The following is a 5,887-nucleotide window of genomic DNA, read 5'->3' as shown; positions in this document are numbered from 1 at the left end:
CCCAAAAGGCCCCCATGACCAAGACCGCCGCCGATCCCGCGCCCGTGACCGCCTTCGACTGGCCGCCCCTCATCGTCGCCAACGCCCCCAATGGCGCCACCCGCACCAAGGCCGACCATCCGGCCCTGCCCATGAGCGCGGCGGAGCTTGCCCGCACGGCGGCCGAGAGCCTGGAGGCCGGCGCGGCGCTGCTGCATTTCCATGTGCGCGATGCGCAGGGTCGCCACCTGCTGGACGCCGACGCCTATCGCGACGCCTCGGCCGCCATCAGGGCGGCGGTGGGCGACCGCCTCGTGCTCCAGATCACCTCGGAGGCGGCGGGCCGCTACAAGCCGCCCGAGCAGATGGCGGTGGTGCGCGCGGTGAAGCCGGAGGCGGTGTCGCTGGCGCTGCGGGAGATCATTCCCGACGCGGCGGCCGAGATGGTGGCGGCGGATTTCTTCGCCTTCGTGCGGCGCGAGCGCATCTTCACGCAGATCATCCTCTACAGCGCCGACGACGTGGTGCGCTATGGCACCCTCAAGGCGCGCGGCGTGCTGGGCGAGGGGCAGGATTTCCCGCTGTTCGTGCTCGGGCGCTACACCGCGGGCCAGGTGTCCCAGCCCACCGACCTGTTGCCCTTCCTCGCGGCGGGGATGGAGACGGCGCCCTTGTGGTCCATGTGCGCCTTCGGGCCCAAGGAGAATGCCTGCGCCACGGTGGCGGCAGGGCTGGGCGGCCATGTGCGCGTGGGCTTCGAGAACAACCTGTTCGCCCCCGACGGCTTCCTTGCGCCCACCAACGCCGCCCAGGTGCAGCGCGCCTGCGACGCCGCCCGCGCGCTGGGCCGCCCCCTCGCCAGCGCCGACATGGCGCGCATGCTGATGGCGTGAGAGGTAGGGGAGTTTAAACGACCCTCGCCGTCATCCCCGCCGTCATGGCCGGGCACGGTGTGAACCCTCCCCAGCACGAGGCCGGATGTTTCCGGCCTCGCTCCTGGTGCCTGTTTGAAAATTTGCTCGGATGAGTGCCGGTTGTCCTCGCAAGCGCTTTATCACCGTCATGGCCGGGCTTGACCCGGCCATCCACGCAGAGAGGCTGGGCAGAACTTTCGTAGGTGAGCGCAAGCGACGCGGCGTGGATGCCCGGGTCAAGCCCGGGCATGACGAGGGTGACTGCGGTCGCGCCTTTTCGAATTTCCAAACAGGCTCCTAGGAACCGAACTCTGAAACAGCCGGGTTCGGGCGGGAGATGGAGCAGACCGCGCCAAGCGAAACCGTCCGTTTTGAAGCTCCGGGCTGCCCTCAGTTCATCCCCTCTCCCCCATGCCTCGGCGAGGTGATGTGAAGGCGCCGCATGCGGCGATGGATGGTGGTGCGGTCCACCCCCAGCGCGCGGGCCACCGCCGAAACGTTCCAGTGCTGGGCGGCGAGGAGCGCCAGCAGGGCGCCGCGCTCGTCCGCGCTGATGGCGCCAGATCCCATCCCGCCCGGTGCCGCCGGCCCGGCAAGGGCCGCCACCTCATGCACCGCGCCGGACGGCCCATGCGGGGCCGCGGCCGCATCGCGGATGCGGTCGGGCAGGTCGTCCCAGGCGATGACGGCGTCACCCGCCACCGCGCAGGCATAGTCCAGCGCATTGGCCAGTTCGCGGATGTTGCCGGGCCAGGCATAGGCGTGCAGCATCGCCCGCGCCTCTCCCGACAGCTCGAACGGCACCCGCAGCACCCCGCCGCGCTCGGCGAGGAACCGCGCCACCAGCCAGTCGAGATCGGCACGCTGGCGCAGCGCCGGCAGGGTCAGCACGCCGCCGCTGAGGCGGAAATACAGATCCTCGCGGAACCGCCCGGCCTTCACCTCGGCGATGAGGTCGCGGTGGGTGGCGGCGATGACGCGGATGTTCACCGGCACCGGCCGGGTGCGGCCGATGGGCGTCACCTCGCGCTCGGCCAGCACGCGCAGCAGGCGGGTCTGGAGCGTGAGCGGCATGTCGCCGATCTCGTCGAGGAACAGGGTGCCGCCGTCCGCTTCCATCACGAGGCCGCGCTTGCCCTTGGCGGCGGCGCCGGTGAAAGCGCCCGGCTCGTAGCCGAACAACTCGCCCTCGATCAGCGTCTCGGGGAGCGCCGCGCAGTTCACCGGCACGAAGGGCTTGCCGGCGCGCCCGCTGGCGGCATGGATGGCCTTGGCCAGATGCTCCTTGCCGGTGCCGGTCTCGCCGCAGATGAGCAGGCTCATCTGGGTGTTGACCAGCTTGGCCGCCCGCGCCGCCACATCCAGCATGGCGCCATCGCCGCGGGTGAGGGCTTCCAGCGGTTTGGGCAGGGCCGGCGCGGGGGCGACCGGTGACGGCGCGGCGATCCGCGCCGGCGGCTGCTGGGCCTGCGCGAACAAAGGCGTGCCGCTGATGGCGAGGCGCACCATGCGCTGGGAGGCCGGACGCGAGGGGATGAGGCGCGGCAGGTCATCCACCTGGAGATCGAAGAACTCGGACAGGAGCCGGCCCGCCAGCGGCCGCCCGTCCAACAAGGCGGGGCGGCAGTCCAGCTCCCGCATCATCAGCTGGCGGGTGCGGTTGTTGAAGCCGAGGATGCGGCCCGCTCCATCCACCGCCAGCACATAGGCCGGGTCCACGTCGGCGAATTCCGGCGAAGGCGCGAGCTTCACGATCCATTCGCGGCGGAAGCGGTTGAGAAGGTGCGCCGTCTCGATCTTGTGGGCGAAGGACTTGACGAACTGGAGCGCCAGATACTGGCTCTCCTTGGGCTGGGGCGAATGCAGCGCGGAGATGTCCAGCACCGCCGCCAGCGCCCCGCTGGGATCGAACACGGGCGCTGCGGTGCAGGTGAGCGGGATGTGGGTGGCGTCGAAATGGTCGGACTGGTGCACCACCAGCGCCTCGCCGGTGGCGATGCAGGTGCCCACCGCGCAGGTGCCGGCATGGGGCTCGTTCCAGTCGGCGCCGAGATAGAGGCCGGCGCGCATCAGATTGCTGTCGAAGGTGGGATCACCGATGAAGTCCACCGTGATGCCCTTGGCATCGGTGAGCAGCAGCACGTAGCCGAGGCCCGCCACCTCGCGATAGAGCGTTTCCACCCCGAAGCGCGCGGTGTGCAGGAACTCGTCCATGGCCTCCTGATGCTCGCGCAGGCGGGCATGGGTGACGATGCACGGGTCGCGCAGCACCACCGGGTCGAGATTGTGCTCGTTGACGCAGCGCCGCCACGACGCCTCGATGATGGCGTCGCGATGCGTGGCATGACCGCCCGCCGCGCGCACCAGCTCGTCGATGTGCGCGGCCTGCTCCCGCTTCATGACGATCCTCCCAGACCGTTCGTTTTGCCGGAAGTCTCGCCCTGATCGGCCGCGGCGGCAAGTGCGCCCGCGCGTGATCCGTCAAGTCGTGCCGCGGCGCAGGCGGTCCAAGGACAAGTCGAGGGCCAAGTCGAGGCTGCAACACCTGTGGCATTCGCCGCCTCACCTGTGGCGGCGACGCAGCACTGGGGCGCTCGCGCTGCAATGCAATACGCATGCGAGGACAAGCTTTTTCAGAAACTCCAGCACTTGGCCCGCCGCTTGCTCAAGTCCTGCCAAAGCAAAAACAACCAGCCAAAGCAAAACCAACGGAGAGGACGCCCGATCATGCTCCCGTGCCGGACATTCCGGCGGGAGCCGGGATCAACCGCCCTCCCCGTCCCTCAGGAGGAGACGAGCATGCCCGAACCGACGCCAGGCGCCCTGTCCAACAATCCCATCCCGCTGCCGAAGGACCAGCTCCTCGAAGCCTACCGCACCATGCGCACCATCCGCGATTTCGAGGAGCGGCTGCATGTGGAGTTCGCCAAGGGCGACATTCCCGGCTTCGTGCACCTGTATGCCGGCGAGGAGGCCTGCGCCACCGGCGTCATGATGCACCTCACCGACATTGACCGCATCGCCTCCACCCATCGCGGCCACGGCCACTGCATCGCCAAGGGCGTGGATGTGGGGGAGATGATGGCCGAGATCTACGGCAAGGAAACCGGCTCCTGCCGCGGCAAGGGCGGCTCCATGCACATTGCCGACCTCTCCAAGGGCATGATGGGCGCCAACGGCATCCTTGGCGCCGGCGCGCCGCTGATCTGCGGCGCCGGGCTCGCGGCCAGGTTCCGCGGCGACGGCGCCGTCGGCATCACCTTCTTCGGCGACGGCGCGGCCAACCAGGGCACGGTGCTGGAAAGCATGAATCTGGCCGCCATCTGGAACCTGCCGGTGATCTTCGTGATCGAGAACAACGGCTATGCGGAGGCGACCTCCGTCACCTACGCCACCGCCGTCAATTCCTACGTGGAGCGCGCCTCGGGCTTCGGCCTGCCCGCGCTGAGCGTGGACGGCACCGACTTCTTCGCGGTCTACGAGGCGGCGGACGAACTCATCGCGCGGGCCCGCGCCGGCGGCGGCCCGGCTCTGCTCGAATGCCGGATGATCCGCTTTTTCGGCCATTTCGAGGGCGACAGCCAGACCTACAAGGCCAAGGGCGAGAACGAGTTCAACCGCGCCAACCGCGACTGCCTGAAGATCTTCGCCGACCGCGTCACCGCCGCCGGCGTGGTGAGCGAGGCCGAGATCGCCCTCCTCGACCGGGAGGTCGCCGCCCTCATCGACGACGCGGTCGCCTCCGCCAAGGCCGCGCCCTTGCCCGTGGCGCGCGATCTCCTCAGCGACGTCTACGTCTCCTACTGAGCAGTGCAAGAAAATCCGGAGGAAACACCATGGCTCGCAAGTTGAGCTTCAAGCTGGCCATCAATGAAGCCCTCGATCTTGAAATGCGCCGCGACCCCAGCGTCATCCTGCTCGGCGAGGATATCGTCGGCGGCTCCGGCGCGCCGGGCGAACAGGATGCCTGGGGCGGCGTGCTCGGCGTCACCAAGGGGCTTTATGCCAAGCACGGCAACCGCCTGCTCGACACGCCCTTGTCGGAGAGCGCCTATATCGGCGCGGCGGTGGGCGCGGCGGCCTGCGGCATGCGCCCGGTGGCGGAACTCATGTTCCTCGATTTCATGGGCGTGTGCTTCGACCAGATCCTGAACCAGGCGGCGAAGTTCCGCTACATGTTCGGCGGCAAGGCGACGACGCCGGTGGTCATCCGCGCCATGGTGGGGGCGGGCTTCCGCGCCGCCGCCCAGCATTCGCAGATGCTCACCCCCATGTTCACCCATGTGCCGGGGCTGAAGGTGGTGTGCCCCTCCAATGCCTATGACGCCAAGGGCCTTTTGATCCAGTCCATCCGCGACGACGATCCGGTGATCTTCTGCGAGCACAAGAACCTCTACGGCCACGAGGTGGACGTGCCCACCGAGGCCTATGCCATCCCGTTCGGCGAGGCCAATGTGGTGCGCGACGGCAAGGACGTGACCATCGTCAGCTATGGCCTCACGGTCCACCGCGCCATGGATGCGGCGGCCACCCTCTCGCGCCAGCACGGCATCGAGGCGGAGGTGATCGACCTGCGCACCCTCTCGCCCATCGACTGGGACACGGTGATCGAGAGCGTCGAGAACACCGGCCGCCTGGTGGTGGTGGACGAGGCCCATCCGCGCTGCTCCATCGCCACGGACGTTGCCGCCTATGTGGCCCAGCAGGCCTTCGGCGCGCTGAAGGCCGCCCCGCAGATGGTGACGGCGCCGCACACGCCGGTGCCGTTCTCCCCCACGCTGGAAGACCTCTACATCCCCACCGGCGAGGCCATCGCCGGCGCGGTGCTGCGGACGGTCCCCCACGCGCTGGCGGCGTGAGGGAGGGCTGCCGCTGCTCTCTCCACCCCGCACCAGTCGGCCCCCTCTCCCGCCCGAACTCGGCTGTTGCCGAGTTCGGCACTCAAGAGCCGAAGCCGGAAACATCCGGCTTCGGTGCGGGGGAGGGATGGGGTG

4 protein-coding genes are annotated in these 5,887 nt (G+C 69.1%); 3 read left to right on the top strand and 1 reads right to left on the bottom strand.

The genetic code is table 11. The features are described 5' to 3' along the window. The first annotated feature begins 14 nt into the window (after window positions 1-14). Window positions 15-872 carry a 3-keto-5-aminohexanoate cleavage protein gene (locus K9U40_RS21605; protein ID WP_282892176.1) on the top strand — a complete coding sequence of 286 codons (858 nt, stop codon included), beginning with the start codon at window positions 15-17 and terminating at the stop codon, window positions 870-872. Between the two features lie 411 nt (window positions 873-1,283). On the opposite strand, the gene K9U40_RS21600 is transcribed toward K9U40_RS21605, so the two are convergent. Then, the gene (locus K9U40_RS21600; protein ID WP_282892175.1) at window positions 1,284-3,293 is read right to left on the bottom strand and encodes a sigma-54-dependent Fis family transcriptional regulator; all 2,010 of its coding nucleotides are present in this window, start codon (window positions 3,291-3,293) and stop codon (window positions 1,284-1,286) included. A gap of 399 nt (window positions 3,294-3,692) precedes the next feature. Between K9U40_RS21600 and K9U40_RS21595 the strand changes: the two genes are divergently transcribed. Beyond that, the gene (locus K9U40_RS21595) at window positions 3,693-4,700 is read left to right on the top strand and encodes a thiamine pyrophosphate-dependent dehydrogenase E1 component subunit alpha (RefSeq protein ID WP_282892174.1); all 1,008 of its coding nucleotides are present in this window, start codon (window positions 3,693-3,695) and stop codon (window positions 4,698-4,700) included. Between the two features lie 29 nt (window positions 4,701-4,729). After that, entirely contained in the window at window positions 4,730-5,752 is a 1,023-nt protein-coding gene (locus tag K9U40_RS21590; protein ID WP_282892173.1) for an alpha-ketoacid dehydrogenase subunit beta, read from the top strand. Window positions 5,753-5,887: the final 135 nt, after the last annotated feature.

This window comes from Xanthobacter autotrophicus, assembly GCF_030015065.1.
GTDB classification, from domain to species: Bacteria; Pseudomonadota; Alphaproteobacteria; order Rhizobiales; family Xanthobacteraceae; genus Xanthobacter; species Xanthobacter autotrophicus_D.
Note: the sequence above shows the minus strand (reverse complement) of the source record. Positions and strands in the feature narration are given on the sequence as shown.